This window comes from Pyxidicoccus sp. M15, assembly GCF_056858435.1.
In genome coordinates this window covers 7695326-7712103 of the sequence record NZ_CM166495.1, presented here as the reverse complement: position 1 = coordinate 7712103, position 16778 = coordinate 7695326, and the positions used below count along the sequence as shown (strand labels likewise).

General features: G+C 71.9%; 7 protein-coding genes. 2 read left to right on the top strand and 5 right to left on the bottom strand.

The annotated features are described in order from the left end of the window. Positions 1-37 precede the first annotated feature (37 nt). Positions 38-1162, top strand: a complete 1125-nt coding sequence (locus tag ACX9TP_RS28390; RefSeq protein WP_482973762.1) for an AI-2E family transporter — start codon at positions 38-40, stop codon at positions 1160-1162. 101 nt (positions 1163-1263) lie between these two features. Here ACX9TP_RS28390 and ACX9TP_RS28385 read toward each other — a convergent pair whose 3' ends face one another. Genes ACX9TP_RS28385 through ACX9TP_RS28375 form a run of 3 tightly spaced genes read right to left on the bottom strand, consistent with a single transcriptional unit; the run spans position 1264 to position 4185 of the window. Continuing rightward, positions 1264-1794 (bottom strand): DUF421 domain-containing protein, encoded by a 531-nt coding sequence (locus ACX9TP_RS28385; RefSeq protein WP_482973761.1) that lies wholly within the window; start codon positions 1792-1794, stop codon positions 1264-1266. Positions 1795-1831: 37 nt separating this feature from the next. Continuing rightward, entirely contained in the window at positions 1832-3133 is a 1302-nt protein-coding gene (locus ACX9TP_RS28380; protein ID WP_482973760.1) for a DUF2254 domain-containing protein, read from the bottom strand. Continuing rightward, the gene (locus ACX9TP_RS28375; protein WP_482973759.1) at positions 3130-4185 is read right to left on the bottom strand and encodes a mechanosensitive ion channel family protein; all 1056 of its coding nucleotides are present in this window, start codon (positions 4183-4185) and stop codon (positions 3130-3132) included. Before ACX9TP_RS28375 ends, ACX9TP_RS28380 begins: the two co-directional genes overlap by 4 nt. Before the next feature lie 211 nt (positions 4186-4396). Here ACX9TP_RS28375 and ACX9TP_RS28370 point away from each other — a divergent pair, with 211 nt between their 5' ends. Further along, positions 4397-5671: a mechanosensitive ion channel family protein gene (locus ACX9TP_RS28370; protein WP_482973758.1), complete on the top strand. Its 1275-nt coding sequence runs from the start codon at positions 4397-4399 to the stop codon at positions 5669-5671. Positions 5672-5690: 19 nt separating this feature from the next. Here ACX9TP_RS28370 and ACX9TP_RS28365 read toward each other — a convergent pair whose 3' ends face one another. Together ACX9TP_RS28365 and ACX9TP_RS28360 are read right to left on the bottom strand one after the other, a co-directional pair. Next, positions 5691-6044, bottom strand: coding sequence for a hypothetical protein (locus ACX9TP_RS28365; protein ID WP_482973757.1), 354 nt, complete (start codon positions 6042-6044; stop codon positions 5691-5693). 156 nt (positions 6045-6200) lie between these two features. Continuing rightward, a complete protein-coding gene (locus tag ACX9TP_RS28360; RefSeq protein ID WP_482973756.1) occupies positions 6201-16778 on the bottom strand; it encodes a non-ribosomal peptide synthetase in 10578 nt (3525 codons plus the stop codon).

The following is a 16778-nucleotide window of genomic DNA, read 5'->3' as shown; positions in this document are numbered from 1 at the left end:
GGCCACCGGGCGTTTCCGGCGATGCGAGAAGGAGGCCGTGGTGGAGGGAGCAGACCGGCCAACGCTGGCGGGAGCCGCTCGCTTCAGCGGGCGCTGTCTGCTCATCATCGGCTTCCTGTACGTCGTGGGCCGCGTCGTCCAGGCGATGCCGCTCGTCTTCCTGTCGCTGTTCGCCGCGCTGCTGCTCACCAGCCTCCTCATGCCGGTGACGAACGGGCTCGCCCGCCTCCTGCCACGGAGCCTGGCGGCGCTGGCCTCGGTGCTGCTCGGCGTGGGCGTGGTGGGCGGGCTGCTCGCCTTCATCATCCCAAGGACGGTCTCCCGCATCTCCGCGAGCTCCGACATGCTGGCGCGCCGCGCCGAGCACCTGGCGCGCCAGCTCACCCGGCTCTTCCCGGGCCCGCAGCCCACGCTGGAGGAGATGGGCACGCGGGCCGAGCACTGGGTCCGCCAGAACGCCCAGGAGCTCGCGCTGGGCGCGGCCAGCGGGCTGACGGCGCTCACCTCGGTGCTCACCGGCGTGCTGCTGGCCATCGTGCTCGTCTTCTTCTTCGTGAAGGACGGACAGGGGCTGGTGCGCGCGGCGCTCTCTGCATTGCCGCCGGAGCGGCGCCGGCTGGTGCGCACCGCCGTGGAAGGGGCCTGGTGGACGCTGAGCCGCTGGGTGCGGGGCACGGTGCTGGTGGCGTTCATCGACGCGGTGGGCATTGGCGTGGGCCTGCTGCTCCTGCGCGTGCCGCTGGCCCTGCCGCTGGCCCTGCTCACCTTCCTGGGCGCCTTCGTGCCCATCATCGGCGCCATGGTGGGGGGGACGGCGGCGGTGCTGGTGGCGTGGGCCCTGGTCGGCGTGAAGGCCGCGCTCATCACGTTGGCCATCGTCCTGGCCGTGCAGCAGGTGGAGGGCAACATCCTGCAACCCATCATCATGGGCCGCGTCCTGCCGCTCCACCCGGCGGTGGTGCTGCTCGCCGTCACTGCGGGGACACTGTTCGCGGGCGTGGCCGGGGCCTTCGTGGCCGTGCCGCTGACCGCCGCCGTGACGGCGGGGGTGCAGGCCCTCTTCGCCGAGCAGCGCGGGCGCGGGCCGCGCGAGCCACCGCGGCCCGAGAACCTGGAGGGTCCGGCCGACGGCATGGACACCCAGCCGCACGCCCACCACTGAAACAGGCGGGATGCTTCCATGCGAGCCGCGGGGGCGCCAGGTGGGGCCCCGGCTCCATGCGCCGTCGCCAGCCAGGGCTTCCAGCCGCGCCCGACAGGGGCTCAATGGACGGGCGCCTGCTCGGGAGGGGGCGCCCGGACGCGGGCGAGCGTCTCCGGGGGCGCGTCGTTCGAGCGAAGCACGGACATGGAGCCGTCCGTCTCCAGCACGACGGCCTCCACCTCCTCGAGCCGGCTTACGCCCTGGCTCCTCAGCACGGAGAGCACCTCGTCCTCCACCACGCGGGCCCGGCGCATGGCTCCGCGAAGCAGGCGCCCATGACGCACGAGCAGCAGCGGCTCGGACTTCACCATCCGGCTGAAGCGGGGCCAGCGCACGGACGTCCAGGTGAGGAGCAACTGGAGGCCGATGAGCACGGCGAAGGCCAGCAGGCCCTCGGCCAGGGACACGTCCTGGGTCAGCAGCACCGTGGCCAGCGTGGAGCCGAGCGCCACCGTCACCACCAGGTCGAAGGCGTTGAGCTTGGAGAGGGTGCGCGGCCCGGACAGGCGCAGCATCACCACCAGCGCCACGTAGGCGGCCACGCCCACGACCAGCACCCGGCCCAGGCCACTCCAGCTGTCGAAGAACATGCCGCTCCCTCCCTGGTGAAGGCCCGCGGGCCGTGACTCAATGTGGGCCATGCCCCTGCGGGCTGGCGTCGCGGGCCATGGCGGCCTCGCGCGGGTCCGGGAAGCCGCGTCCCACGCTCGCGTCCAGCAGGGCGAGCTGCCGCACCAGCTCGGCGCGCCGGAAGAGCGGAGCCACCCTCAGCAGGTCCTCCAGCAGGAAGCGCAGGCGCCGGGCCACCTGGAGCGAGCCCTCGCCGTACTCGCGGACTTCATCCACCGCCAGCCGCACGTAGGCGTCCCAGTCCGGGCGCGGGCAGAGGAGCCGCACCGTACCGCCCTCATCCTTCCGCGCCGACGCGGGGAAGCGACGGTGCGCCAGGCGGCGCAGCAAATCATGGAGCTGGTCCAGGGCCTGCACCGCCGTGGTGGGGTCGTTGATGCCGGGGGACAGGGCCCGCTCGGCGATGTCCACGAGCTGGCGGAAGCCGAACGCCGTGTCCTGCTGCATGGTGCGCTCCGCGCCGATGGAGACCGCGCCGGTCAGCTCCTTCACGTCCAGGCGCGCGGCATCACCCCACACCTCGAAGAGGGGGCTGCCCTGGGGAACGAAGTCGCCCAGCCTGGGCACCAGCGCCACGGTGACGCCGGCCCGGCATGCGCAATGGAACAGGTGTGACTCGTCCACTGCCTCCAGCACGCCGGAGTCGCCCGGGGCGGGCACCAGCAGGGTCGGCTCGCCGTCGGGCCTCGCGAGGCTCGCGTCCTCCTCATCCGCCCCGACGCCCTCCGGGTACATGCGCTCCAGGGTGTGGCGCGTCTCGTCGCGGATGCGCGTGAGGATGACCACGGCGCGGATGGATTGGGCGACATGGTGGATGTAGTAGATGAAGGCGCCCACGCACAGCAGCACCAGCACCACGGCGAGCCAGACGGACAGCGACGGCACGTGGCTCTCGATGTCCAGCCCCTCCGCGGTGCCCCGCACGCTGCGCAGCCCGAGCAGCGCGTAGACGAAGGTGCCCATGAAGATGCCCAGCGCGAGCTGGCTCTGCCTGTCCCGCAGGAAGCTGCGCAGCACGCGCGGGGAGAACTGGTTGCTCGCCTGCTGGAGCACGAGGATGGTGACGGAGAAGACGAGGCCCGAGAACGTCATCATCGACGAGGCCACCGCGGACAGCACCGAGCGCGCGCCCTCGGGGCCACCCCGGAAGAGGTACCAGGCGTGCTCGTCCTGGGACAGGTGTGCGTCGACGAGGCCCGCGAGCTTCGCCAGGCCCATGGCCAGCGCCACGCACAGCGAGGGGACAAGCCAGTAGCTCATGCCCAGGCGCTCGCGGATGCGGGAGATTCGCAGTCTCATGGCTCCCTGCGCGCGCTCGAAGGTGGGCGGGCGGGCCCACCGGCCGTCCGCATGGCGCCCCCGGCCGGCACCTCTCCGGCCCGCTCGCTCCGGGGGGCAGCGACCTTTGGCAGGGGCCCGTGCACCAGCTCCACCGTGGTGGACGCCAGCTCGATGCCCTCCTCGCGGAAGCGCTCCAGCACGCGCCGGGAGATGACGTCCTTCACCTCGCGCACGCCGTACGTCTTCACGAGGAAGCGCACGCTCATCTCCACCCAGTTGTCCGTCAGCCGCAGGTAGGCGCGCGGCTCCAGCTCGTCGGCGTGGATGAGGTAGCGCTCGCGCATGTTGTCCAGCTCGCGGTGCCCCTCGTCGATGATGCCGGCGGTGGCCTCGCGCACCGCGGCCAGGACGACGGCCTCGGCCCGAGGGAAGTCCGTGTCGTAGCGCAGCGGCAGCCGCAGCTCCTCCCAGAGGAAGTTGAAGTTGCGGGTATAGTTGTAGGTCGGCTGCTTGAAGACCTCCGCGTTGGTGATGGTGACGACACGGCCCGTGTACTGGCGGGCCCCCACCCAATGGAGCGGCTCCGAGCGCAGGAGCGCGGGGACGCCCATCTCCATCACCGTCGTCTTCAAGAGGCCGATGTCCAGCACATCCCCGCGCACGTCGCCAATCTGGATGCGGTCTCCCAGGTCGAACGTCTTGCCAAAGACGATGACGAAGTAGCCGGCCACCGACAGCACCGCGTTCTGCGAGGCGAAGGCGAGCCCTCCGGCCAGCAGCCCCAGGAAGGTGGCGAAGCGGTTGGGGTTGTCGAACCAGATGGACAGCAGCAGCAGCGCCCCGAGCCCGCCGAAGGCGAGCCGGATGGACTTGCGCACCCAGATGGAGCGGCGCGACACGCCCGTCCCCAGCCCGACCACCACCGTCAGGAGCGCGCGCACGCCCAGCACCACCGCGAGCACGGCCAGTGACAGCACCACCTTGTGCAGCGTCTCGGCGTTGAGGCCGAGGATGCGCACGCCGAAGAGCTCCATCCCCACCAAGCTGTTGCGGCCCTCGGGAAGGCACAAGGCGCCGGCCTCCGACGCGGCGCGCCCGGCGGGCACCGGTCGGCCGGCTTGCCCTCCGGGTGGAGGCCGCGAGCCCCGGCCAGGACCGCCCTCCCGAGGCGCGCGCGTCCTGCCGCTCGGGCGGTGGGCAGGCCTGCGAGCGGTCATGCGAAAGCAATCCCGGGGCTGGACGGGAGGCGGCGTTCGCGCTAGTTGGTTTGAGGTCAAACAAATGCGCGCTCCCCTCATGCTCATCCCTCCGCTGCTGTCCGCCCTGCCGACCTCCGCCGCCACGGGGGCCAGCGACGTGCTGTCCACCGAACAGGGCACGGCCCTGCGCGAGGCGCTTCCCGCGTTCCTCTTCTCTCGCTCCTTCAGCGGGGTGGAGCTGTGGCAGTGGCTGGCGCTGGCGCTGATCCTGATGGGCGCCTGGGTGGCCGGACGTTCCCTGGAGGGCCTGTTGCTGCGCCTGGGGGCGCGCGCCGCGGGGCTGACGAAGTCGGGCTGGGACGACCAGCTCTCCGCGTCGGGCCGGGGGCCGCTGCGCTACCTGTTGTTCGCGGTGGTGGGCTCGGCCGCGCTGCTCTTGCGGCTGCCGCCCGCGGTGGAGCACGTCGTCGCGCTCGGGGCGCGCTCGGTGGTCATCGCCACCGTGGCGTGGTTCCTCTTGCGCTTCGTGAAGCTGGCGTCGCGCTTCGTGGAGCAGGCGGTGGCGCAGGAGGGGAGCGGCGCGGACGTGGCCCGTGCGCGAGGGCTGCGCACGCAGCTCGCGGTGCTCCGGCGCGTCACGGAGGTGGTGGTGTCGCTGGTGGCCGCCTCGCTGCTGCTGCTCCAGTTCGAGGCGGTGCGCAACGTGGGCGTGTCGCTGCTCGCGTCCGCGGGTCTGGCGGGTTTGGTCATCGGCCTGGCGGCGCAGAAGTCCATCTCCACGCTGCTGGCCGGCATCCAGCTGTCCATCACCCAGCCGGTGCGCATCGGCGACACCGTCATCGTGGAGAACGAGTGGGGCTGGGTGGAGGAAATCACCCTCACGTACGTGGTGGTGAAGGTCTGGGACTTGCGGCGGCTGGTGATTCCCATGAGCCACTTCCTGGACAAGCCCTTCCAGAACTGGAGCAAGGTGTCGCCGGACATCCTGGGCACGGTGGAGCTGTACGCGGACTTCCGCGCGGACGTGCAGTCGGCGCGCGCGGAGCTCAAGCGCGTGCTGGAGCAGGAGTCCCAGGGGCTGTGGGATGGCAAGGTGCAGGGGTTGCAGGTGACGGACTGCACGGAGCGCACCATGAAGCTGCGGGCGCTGATGAGCTCCACGGATGCGGGAAAGTCGTGGGATTTGCGCTGCCTGGTGCGCGAGAAGCTCATCGCCTGGCTGCAGGGGCAGGCGCATGGGCTTCCGCTGGTGCGCGCCGAAACGAACCAGGAGCTCTCCGCTTCACCGCCGCAGGCGGGGGCTCCCTCGCTCGGCCGTCCCGCGGTGAACACGCTGGCCGCCTTGCCGGGGAAGTAGGCCCGCCCCGCGCGCCAGCTCAGCCCGAGCCCTTCTTTCCCAGGAGGAAGGCGTCCGAGAAGCCCTGCACGCGCCGCTCGGGCTTCGTGAAGATGAACGTGATGACGCTCACGCGCCGCTCCGCGTACGCCGTGGCCAGCTCCGCCACGGAGCGCACGTCGTCCGAGCGGATGGGGCTGTAGCGGTACCGCGCGGGCTTGCCGCCGTCATCGACCAGCAGGCCGCTCGCGGTGAGGTCCGCCATCCGCGCGGCGGCGGAGGACTCGGTGATGCGCAGCTCCAGGGCCGTCTCTGATGCCGTCCACTCCCGCTCCACCCGGTTGCGAAGCAGGAGGAGGACCTCGAGCTTCTCGATGGAGTCGATGTGCGCCATGAGAAATCGCTGGACCCGCTGAGTAAGAGCGGTGTCAGTCACACATGGGATATAGGCACAACTAGTTTGAGCATCAACTAGTTTTCGCTTCGCGCCATGCCATTCCGGGGATGGCGCGTGTGCTGACCGACAGTCCCTTCGCGCGGGTGAACGGGGTCAGCCCACGCGTCCCACCTGAGGGCCGTGCTCGACGGCGGCTCGTGCCTCGTCCAGGCAGTCCTTGAGCCGGGCCGCCAGCGTCTCCACCTGGGGCCGCGTCAGCATGGAGTAGTGGTCTCCAGGCACCTCGTTCACGGCCAGTCCGCCCGGGGCCCGCGACGTCCAGCCGTGGTCCCAGCGTGACTCGCGGGCCACGAAGAGGGTGACGGGCCCCGCGTACGGCGGTGGCTCGTAGGCCCACGCCGCGCGGAGGTTGCTCTCGAAGACGCGGCGCAGGGCAGGGTACGGGAAGGCCTGGCTTGCGTCCTCCAGGGCTTGGAGTCTCTCCTCGGGCGACTTCCCCTCCAGCGCGGGCATGGGCTGTCCCGCCGCGCGCAGCAGGTCCTCGAAGAACAGCTCGCGCAGCTCCTGCGGCCCCGCTTCCCTGGGGCCTTCACCGCGGAGGTCCGCCGAGGTGTCGAGGAGCGCGAGCAGCGCCACCTCCTCGCCCTCGCGTCGGAGCTGGCACGCCATCTCGAAGGCAATGGCGCCGCCCATGGACCAGCCGCCGAGCAGGTACGGCCCGTGGGGCTGTACCGCGCGCACGGCCGTCACGTACAGCGCGGCCATGGCGGGGATGGACTCCGGCGGCACCTCGTCGCCCCCATCCAGTCCGCGCGCCTGGAGCCCGTAGAAGGGCTGCTCCGCTCCCAGCCGCCGCGACAGCTCCGCGTACGGCAGCACGCTGCCGCCCACGGGGTGGACGCAGAAGAAGGGACGCCGCCCGTCTCCCGCCTGCAGCTCCACCAACGGCGACCAGGGCCCCGCATCCTCGTGCAGCAGCTTCGCGAGGTGCTCCACCGTCGGGTTCTGGAACAGCGCCGTCACCGGCAGTGGCCGTCCCAGCTTCGCCCTAATGGCGGACTGGAGGCGCAGCGTCAGCAGCGAGTGCCCACCCAGCTCGAAGAAGTTGTCGCGCACGCCCACCGGCTGCACGCCCAGCACTTCCTCCCAGATGCGCACCAACCGCAGCTCCAGCGGCGTGCGCGGGCCGATGAAGGCGCGGGACGCCTCGCGGCTTCCCTCCGGTACCCGCAGCGCCTTGCGGTCCACCTTGCCGCTGGGCGTCAGCGGGAAGGCGTCCAGCGGCGCCCAGAGGCCGGGCACCATGTACTCGGGCAGCCGCTCCTTGAGGAAGGCGCGCAGCACGCCGGGCTCGGGCCGCTGGCCCTCGGTGGCGATGAACCACGCCACCAGCCGCTTCTGGCCCGTGCCGTCATCCCGCGCGTCGACGACGCAGTCGCGCACGGCGGGGTGTTTCGCCAGCGCCGCTTCGACTTCGCCCAGCTCGATGCGGAAGCCGCGCACCTTCACCTGCGAGTCACCGCGCCCGAGGAACTCCAGCTCGCCTTGCGCGCGGTGGCGGGCCTGGTCTCCCGTCCGGTACAGCCGCGCCCCGGGCTCCGTGCTGAACGGGTCCGGCAGGAAGCGCTCCGCCGTGAGCTCGGGCCGGCCGAGGTAGCCCCGGCCCACCTGGACGCCGCCGATGTAGAGCTCGCCCGACACGCCCAGGGGCACGGGCCGCAGGTGCTCATCCAGCAGGTAGATGCGGGTGTTGCTCAGCGGCCACCCGATGGAAGGCAGGTCCGGCCAGGACTCCGGGTCTCCCTTCAGCGTGAGGGACGTGACGGCGTGGGCCTCGGAAGGGCCGTAGTGGTTGTGCAGCACGCCGCCCAGCCGTTGCAGCAGGCGCCGCAGGGCCGGCGTCATCCGGAGCTGCTCGCCCGCCACCATGATTTCCTTCAGCCGCGAGGGCACCAGTCCCTCCCGGTCCGAGACCTCCGCCAGCCCTTGCAGCGCGACGAAGGGCAGGAAGAGCCGCTCGATTCCGCCGCGCTCCAGCAGCCCCAGCAGCGAGTGCGCGTCCCGGCGGACCTCCTCCGTGAGCAGCACCAGTTCCCCGCCCGCGGCCCAGGTGGAGAACATCTCCTGGAAGGACACGTCGAAGCTCAGCGCCGAGAACTGGAGCGTCCGGCCACCTGGTGCGACCGAGTCGCGCAGCTGCCAGTGCACCAGGTTGACGAGGGCGCCGTGGTGCAGCGCCACGCCCTTGGGCAGGCCCGTGGAGCCCGAGGTGAAGATGACGTACGTGAGCGACTCCGGCCCCGCGGTGGGCGCCGGGTCCTCGTCGCGCTCACGGGCGAGCGCGTCCCCTTCCTGGTCGAGGAACAGCGGGGTGGCCTGCCCGGAGGGGAGCGTGTCGCGCAGGGCGCGCTGGGTGATGAGCAGCTTCGCGCCGGAGGTCCTCAGCATCAGGGCCAGGCGCTCGGCGGGGTAGGCCGGGTCCAGCGGGACGTAGGCCCCTCCCGCCTTGAGCGTGCCCAGCACCGCCACGGGCAGGTCGAGCGAGCGCTGGACGCAGACGCCCACCAGCGTGTCCGTCGTCACGCCCCGTGCGCGCAGGTGGTGCGCGAGCTGGTTGGCGCGGCGGTTCAGCTCGCCGTACGTCAGGTGCGCGTCGCCGAAGCGGACGGCGATGGCGTCGGGGGTGCGGGCGGCGGTGGCCTCGAAGAACGCGTGCACGGTGGGCACGGACGGGTAGGGCACCTTCGAACCCGCCTGGTCGACGAGCGGTTGCTGCTCGGCGTCCGTCAGCAGGGGCACCGTGGACAGCTTCCGCTCCGGCCGCGCGAGGACGCCTTCCAGCAGGCGCGTGTAGTGCCTCGCCATGCGCGCCACCGTCGCCTCGTCGAAGAGGTCGGTGTTGTACTCCCAGAAGCTCGTCCACCCTTGCGGTGTCTCCCGGACGAAGAGGGTGAGGTCGAACTTCGCCATGCCCGGCTCGAAGGCGAACTCCTCCACGGAGATGCCGGGCAGCTCCCACGCGGCGGAGCCCTGCTGGAAGACGAACATCACCTGGAACAGTGGCGAGCGGCTCACGTCGCGCACCGGCACGAGCGCGTCCACGAGCTGCTCGAAGGGCATGTCCTGGTGGGCGTACGCACCGAGGCTCGCTTCGCGCACCCGGCCCAGCAGCTCGCGGAAGCTGACGTCGCCGGAGGCCCTCACGCGCATGGCCAGCGTGTTGGTGAAGAAGCCGATGAGGCCCTCCACCTCGCGGCGGTTGCGGCCGGCGATGGGCGTGCCCACGACGATGTCCGGCTGTCCGCTGTAGCGCGCCAGCAGGGCGTGGAAGCCCGCCATCAGCAGCATGAACGGCGTGACGCCTGCCTCGCGGCTCAGCGCCTGGACGGCGCCGGGCAGCTCGGAGGGAAGGCGTTGGTGGAACTGGGCCCCGCGGAAGGTCTGCACCGGAGGCCGGGGCCTGTCCGTGGGAAGCTCCAGCACGGGCGGCGCACCGGAGAGATGCTCCTTCCACCAGGCGCGCTGGGCCTCGAGCACCTCGCCCCGCAGCCAGTCCCGCTGCCAGTGCGCGAAGTCCGCGTACTGAATCGGCATCGCCGGGAGCGTGGCCTCCTCACCGCGCGTTCGCGCCGCGTAGAGGGCCTTCAGCTCCCGCACCAGCACGTCGGACGACCAGAAGTCGCAGACGATGTGGTGCATCACGAAGAGCAGCACATGCTCGTCGGCCGAAGCGCGCAGCACCGTGGCCCGTACCAGAGGCCCGTGCTCCAGGTCGAAGGGCCGCCGGACTTCCGCTTCCGCTCGCTGGCGGATGGCCACCTCCAGCGGCTCCACGGTGTGGGGTAGCTCGGCCCGGGATGCGATGCGACGCCTGGGCTCGTCGTCCGAGGCAATGGCGGCGCTCGATGCGGGTTCCCGTGGCTCAGGGGTGAACGTCAGTTCCGAGCGGGGAGCCATGCGATTCGCCGAGGTGGCCGCGCCCGACGCGGCTTCCAGGGACTCCACCGTGAAGGGCAGCTCCGCACGAGGGGAGATGCGCTGCACGGGCCCGCCGTCCACCTCGACGAAGGTGGTCCGCAGTGCCTCGTGCCGCTGCACGAGGTCCGCCAGCGCACGCTCCAGTGCCGCAACGTCCAGCCGTCCCTTCAGCCGCAGGAAGAAGGGGACGTTGTAGGAGAAGCCTCCCGCGTCCAGCCGTGCGAGGAACCACAGTCGCTGCTGCGCGAAGGACAGCGGCAGCGCGGCGTCGCGCGACACGGGGACGAGCGGCGGCGGAGGAGGCCCCGCGTCCTCGCGCGAGGACTCGATTCGGCGGGCCAGCTCCGCGACGGTGGGCGCCTCGAAGAGCACGCGCACCGGTAGCTCACGTTGGAGCACTTCGCGCAACCGTGACACCACCTGCGTGGCCAGCAGCGAGTGGCCCCCCAGCTCGAAGAAGTTGTCGTGCGCGCCCACGCGCCGCACGCCCAGCAGCGGCGCCCAGATGTCCGCCACCACCTCCTCCAGGCCCGCGCGCGGCGCGACGTAGCCCTCGCGCCCTGGTTCCTCCTGGGGCGCGGGCAGTGCCTTGCGGTCCACCTTGCCGCTGGGCGTCAGCGGCAGCGCGTCCAGCAGCACGAAGGCGGAGGGCACCATGTACTCGGGCAGCGTGGACTTCAGCTCCGAGCGGAGCACGGAGGGACGCACGTCCGCCCCCGCGTCCGGCACCACGTAGGCGACGAGCCGCTTGTCCCCGGGCGAGGGCTCACGCACCACCACCGCCACGTCGCGCACACCTGCGTGCCTGCGCAGCGCGGACTCGATTTCGCCCAGCTCGATGCGGAAGCCGCGCAGCTTCACCTGGTCGTCCGCGCGGCCGACGTACTCCAGGTTCCCATCCGGGCGCTGCCGCACCAGGTCACCGGTGCGGTACAGCCGCGCGCCCGGCTCGGTGCTGAAGGGGTCCGGCACGAAGCGCTCGGCCGTGAGGTCCGGTCGGCCCAGGTAGCCGTGCGCCAGGACGATGCCGCCGAGGTACAGCTCTCCCGGAAGGCCCGCCGGCACGGGCTCCAGCTGTGCATCCAGCACGCATGCGCGCGCGCCGGGCGCCGCCTGACCGATGGGAACGCGGCCCTGTCGCAGGTCCTTCTCGGGCACCGGCCCCAGGTCGCCCACGATGCAGATGACGGTGGCCTCGGTGGGGCCGTACTCGTTGGTGAGCCGCACGTGTGCGGGCGCCACGCGCTGCCAGTCCAACACGCGCGAGGCCGGCACCTTTTCGCCGCCAATGCCCACCACTCGCACCGACGGCGGCAGGCGCACCACGCCGTGGGTCAGCGACGCCGTCAGCTCCGCCCAGAAGGCCGTGGGCAGGAAGAGCACGGTGAGTCCCCACTGCTCGCAGCGCGCGCAGAAGGCCACGGGGTCCAGCATCGCCTCGGTGCGCAGCACCACCGTTCCGCCCGTGAGCAGGGCGGGGAAGATCTCCTCCACGCTCTGGTCGAAGCTGAGCGTGGAGAACTGGAGCACCCGGTCCGAGGGCGTCAGCCCGTAGATGTGCGCATTGCCCAACGCATAGGCGGACACCGCGCGGTGCGGCGTCATCACCGCCTTGGGCTTGCCCGTCGAGCCGGAGGTGTAGATGAGGTACGCGAGCGACGCGGCTGGCACCTCACGGCCCGGATTCGTGTCCGCCTCCCGCGCCACGTCCGCGCGGGCCGCCTCGACATCCAGCACCTCGACGTCCAGCGCGCCAGTCCGGGCCAGCACTCCCGCGTGGGTGAGCAGCCGCGTGGCGCCCGAGTCGGACAGCATGTACTCCAGGCGCTCGCGAGGATACGAAGGGTCCAGTGGCAGGTACGCCGCGCCCGTCTTCAGCACGCCCAGCAGGGCCACCATCGCGTCCAGCGAGCGCTCCAGCAGCACGCCGACGATGTCGCCCACGCGCACGCCCCGGCGGAGCAGGTGGTGCGCGAGCTGGTTCGCCCGGACATTCAGCTCTCCGTACGTCAGCCGTCCCGCCTCGGAGTCGAGCGCCACCGCGCCGGGCGTGCGCGCCGCCTGCGCCTCGAAGAGCGCGTGGAGGCACGATGCGCCCTCCGCCTCCGTCCCGGGTGCATTCCACGCGGCCAGCACCTGGCGCCGCTCCGCCTCCGTCAGCAGCGGGAGCGAGGACAGGCGCCGCGCCGGCTCCGCGCAGGCGGCCTCCAGGAGGCGCGCGTGGTGCGCCGCCATGCGGGCCACCGTCGCCTCGTCGAAGAGGTCGGAGTTGTACTCCCAGAAGCCCAGCCAGCCCCGCGGCGTCTCGCGCATGTAGAGCGTGAGGTCGAACGTGGCGACCCCGGGGTCGATGTCCAGCAACCCCAGCGACAGCCCGGGCAGCGCCACCGTGGGCGGCGCGTCCTGGAGAACGAACATCACCTGGAACAGCGGCGAGCGGCTCAGGTCGCGCACGGGCTGCACCGCGTCCACCAGCTTCTCGAACGGCACGTCCTGGTGCGCGAAGGCCCCGAGGCTCGTCTCGCGCACCCGGCCCAGCCACTCGCGGAAGCTCGGGTCGCCGGAGGCATCCAGCCGCAGCGCCAGCGTGTTGACGAAGAAGCCGACCAGGTCCTCCAGCTCGCGCTGCGTGCGGCCGGCGATGGGCGTTCCCACGACGAGGTCCGGCTGTCCGCTATAGCGGGCCAGCAGCGCGTGGAAGGACGCCAGCAACAGCATGAACGGCGTGACGTCCTCGCTCCGGCACAGCTCGCGGATGGAGTCCGACAGCGCCTCCGGCAGCGGCACCTGCATCAGCGCGCCCTTGAAGCCCTGCACCGGAGGACGGGGCCTGTCGGTGGGCAGCTCCAGCAGGGGCGGTGCGCCCGCGAGCTGGCCCTTCCACCAGGACAGCTGCGCGTCCAGCACCTCGCCACGCAGCCAGTCCCGCTGCCAGCGCGCGAAGTCCGCGTACTGCACCGGGAGCGGTGCCAGCGCGGGTGCCTCGCCCGCGAGCGCCGCCGTGTAGAGCGCCTTCAGCTCCCGCAGCAGCACGCCGAGCGACCAGCCGTCACACACGATGTGGTGCATGACGAGCAGCAGCACGTGCTCGCCCTCCGCCGCGCGCAGCAGCGTCGCGCGCACCAGCGGTCCCACCGCGAGGTCGAAGGGGCGCTGGGCCTCTTCGCGTGCACGCCGCGCGAGCGTTGCCTGGCGCGCTTCGTCCGGCAGCGCCGCCACGTCCTCGACCGTCAGTCGCAGCACGGGCTCCGGTGCGATGCGCTGCACCGGCCGGCCTTCCACCTGCACGAAGGTCGTCCGCAGCACTTCGTGCCGCCGGGTCAGCTCGCGGAGGCCCAGCTCCAGGGCGGCGACGTCCAGCCGCCCCTCCAGCCGGAAGACGAAGGGGACGTTGTACGAGAAGCCTCCGGCGTCCAGCTGCGCGATGAACCACAGCCGCTGCTGGGAGAAGGACAGGGGCAGCTCGCCGTCCCTCGGCGTGGGCTCGAGCGGCGGCGGTCGCGCGGCCGACGTGCCTCGCGGCATGGCATCCAGTCGCTCCGCCAGCTCCGCCACCGTGGGGGCTTCGAAGAGCACGCGTACCGCAAACTCCACGCCCAGCGACGCGCGCAGGCGTGAGGCCACCTGCGTGGCCAGGAGGGAATGGCCGCCCCGCTCGAAGAAGTGGTCATTGGCACCTACGCGCGGCAGCTTCAGGAGCGGCGCCCAGATGTCCGCGACCAGCGCCTCCGTCGGCGTCCGGGGCGCCACGTACGCCACTTGCGCCTCCTGCCCGGGGTCCGGCAGCGCCTTGCGGTCCACCTTGCCGCTGGGCGTCAGCGGCAACGCGTCCAGGTGCACCCACGCGGTGGGCACCATGTATTCGGGCAGCCGCTCCTTGAGGAACGTCTTCAGCGCGTCTGTCTCCGGCGTTTCGCCCTCCACGCCGACGACCCAGGCCACCAGTCGCTTCTCGCCCGGCCCCTGCTCGCGCGCGGCGACGACGCAGTCGCGCACGGCGGGGTGTTTCGCCAGCGTGGCCTCGATTTCACCCAGCTCGATGCGGAAGCCGCGCACCTTCACCTGGGTGTCGCGGCGCCCGAGGAACTCGATGGCCCCGTCCGCACGGTAGCGGGCCTGGTCACCCGTCCGGTACATGCGCGCTCCGGGCCGCGTGCCGAACGGGTCCGGAAGGAAGCGCTCCACGGTGAGGTCCGGCCGTCCCCAGTAGCCGCGCGCCACCTGGAGGCCACCGATGTACAGCTCGCCGGGGACGCCCACCGGCACCGGCTGCAGGTGAGAGTCGAGCAGGTGGATGCTCGCGTTGGCGATGGGCGTGCCGATGAGGGGCAGGTCAGGCCAAGGCTCCGGGTCACCGGAGAGGACGCAGAGGGTGGCGAGGTGGGTCTCCGTCGGGCCGTACTGGTTGTGCAGCACCGCGCCGGGCAGCCGCTTCATCAACAGGCGCAGGGCGGGGGTGATGCGCAGCTGCTCTCCGGCGGTGATGATTTCCTTGAGGTGCCGGGGGACGAGGCCGTCCTGCTCGGAGACCTCCGCGAGGTTCTGCAGCGCGACGAAGGGAAGGAACATGCGTTCCACGCCGCGCGCGTCCATGAGCTGAAGCAGGGCGTGAGCGTCGCGGCGGACGTCCTCGGAGATGAGGACCAATTCGCCGCCGCCGGCCCAGGTGGCGAGCATCTCCTGGAAGGAAACGTCGAAGCTGAAGGCGGAGAACTGGAGGGTGCGGGCCGAGGGGACGGAGGAGCTCTGGCGCTGGAAGAGGATGAGGTTGACGAGTGAGGCGTGGTGCATGGCGACGCCCTTGGGGGCGCCGGTGGAGCCGGAGGTGAAGATGACGTAGGTGAGCGAGTCGGGCCCGGCGGTGGGCGTCGGGTCGCCATCGGGCGCGTGAGAGAAGGCGTGGGCGTCGTCGAGGATGAGGGCGGTGGCGGAATTCGACGGCAGCACCAGCTGGAGGTGGCGCTGGGTGAGCAGCACGCGAGCGCCAGAGACTTCCAGCATGGCTGCGAGGCGCTCGGCGGGGTAGGCGGGGTCCAGGGGAACGTAGGCGCCGCCAGCCTTGAGGGTGGCGAGGACGGCGAGGGGGAGGTGGAGGGAGCGCTCGACGCAGATGCCGACGAGCGAGTCAGGGCCGACGCCGAGAGAGCGCAGGTGGTGGGCGAGCTGGTTGGCGCGGCGGTTGAGCTCGGCGTACGTCAGGCGCGCGTCACCGAAGCTGGCGGCGATGGCGTCGGGCTGGTGCGCGGCGGTGGCCTCGAAGAGGGCATGCACGGTGCGCAGGGCGGGGTAGGGGACGGCCGTGTCATTCCACTCGCGCAGCACCTGGTGCCGCTCGGTGTCCGTCAGCAGCGGCAGCCGGGACAGCGACTCCATGGGATTGGCGCAGGCAGCCTCCAGCACGCGCGAGTAGTGCGCTGCCATCCGGAGGATGGTCGCCTCGTCGAAGAGGTCGCGGTTGTACTCCCAGCGACACACCCAGCCGCCCGGGTCCTCGTAGAAGAAGAGGGTGATGTCGAAGCGCGCGACACCGGGCTCGTACGAGACTTCCTCCACGGTGACACCCGGCCACTTCAGCACCGCCAGCGGCGTGCTCACGTGGACGAACATCACCTGGAACAGCGGCGAGCGGCTCGCGTCCCGCACCGGCACGAGCGCGTCCACCAACTGCTCGAAGGGCATGTCCGGGCGGGCGAAGGCGCCCAGGCACCCCTCGCGCGTGCGGCGCAGCAGCTCCAGGAAGGACAGCTCTCCGGACGCGTCCAGCCGCAGTGCCAGCGTATTGGCGAAGAAGCCGATGAGCTTCTCCACCTCGCGGCGCCCCCGGCCCGCAAAGGGCGTCCCCACGACGAGGTCGGACTGCCCGCTGTAGCGCGAGAGCAGGACCCCGAAGCCCGCCAGCATCGCCATGTACGGCGTGACGCCCGCCTTGCGCGCCAGCTCGCGCACGGCCGCCGGCAGCGTCTGCGGCAACGGCACCGGGAGGATGGCCCCGCGGAACGTCTGCGCCGGGGGACGCGGCCTGTCCGTCGGCAGCTCCAGCACGGGCGGCGCGCCCGCGAGCCGCTCCGTCCACCACGTGCGCTGGGCCTCCAGCACTTCCCCCTGGAGCCACTCCCGCTGCCAGTGCGCGAAGTCCGCGTACTGCACCGGCAGCGCCGGCAACCGGGGCTCCTCGCCGCGCGAGTGCGCGAGGTAGAGCGTGTTCAGCTCGCTCGCCATCCAGTAGAACGACACTGCGTCACAGACGATGTGGTGCGTGACGAAGAGCAGCACCTGGTCTTCGTCCGCCACGCGCAGCAGCGTCGCGCGCACCAGCGGGCCTGCTTCCAGGTCGAACGGGTGGCGCGCCTCCTCCTCCGCGCGCCGCCGCACGGCCTCCTCGCGCGACTCCCCGGGCCCCGGCTCCAGGTCCTCCACCGGCAGGGGCAGCGCCAGCGCCGGGGTAGTGCGCTGCACGGGCTGGCCGTTCACCTCGGCGAAGGTGGTCCGCAGCGCTTCGTGCCGCTGGACGACGTCCGCCAGGGCGCGGCGCAGCGCGGGCACGTCCAGCGGGCCCTTGAGCCGGACGAAGAAGTGGACGTTGTAGGTGGCCGCACTGCCCTCGAGCTGCGCGAGGAACCACAGCCGCTGCTGCATGAAGGACAGCGGCAGCAGGTCCGTCCGCGAGACAGGGACGAGAGGCGGACGCTTACGCCCCGGAAGGGCTTCCGGTTTCGCCCCCTGGGACTCGGGGGCGCGCTCGTGCTGGCTCAT